The 391-nt window shown below is 41.2% G+C and carries 1 rRNA gene; it reads left to right on the top strand.

The features are described 5' to 3' along the window. Nucleotides 1-98: ribosomal RNA gene (gene rrf, locus ACTQ1O_RS14080) — 5S ribosomal RNA — on the top strand; the annotation flags it as partial. Nucleotides 99-391 lie beyond the last annotated feature (293 nt).

The raw sequence follows: 391 nt of genomic DNA, 5'->3' as shown, positions 1-391 counted from the left end.
GGGAGACACCCGTTCCCATTCCGAACACGATGGTTAAGACCCGGGCGGCCGAAAATACTATGCCGGAGACAGTATGGAAAGATAGGCGGCCGCCAGCATCCTTACAACAAAGAATTTACAATAGAGTAAGCGAAAATCTCTCATTTTATAGGAGTAGTGAATCACCTGCTGCTGGAAAAGCAAAAAGCTTTACCGGTGATACGAGCTGAAAAAGTTCTGAGATAACGGATTCGATTCATTATAGAATTGATGAAAGCCTGTTAAAGATCAGATCCCTTTTCGGCTGGTATGGCTGATAAAGCCAGATACGTACCTTGAAAACTGAATACACAAACGATTCCAAAAAGAAATCCAAAGCACAATCGAAAAATCAAAAGATTTTGAAATTGTT

It is taken from the genome of Bilifractor sp. LCP21S3_A7 (assembly GCF_052118825.1).
In the GTDB taxonomy this organism is placed as follows: Bacteria; Bacillota; Clostridia; order Lachnospirales; family Lachnospiraceae; genus Bilifractor.
This window is presented reverse-complemented; position numbering and strand designations above follow the sequence as displayed.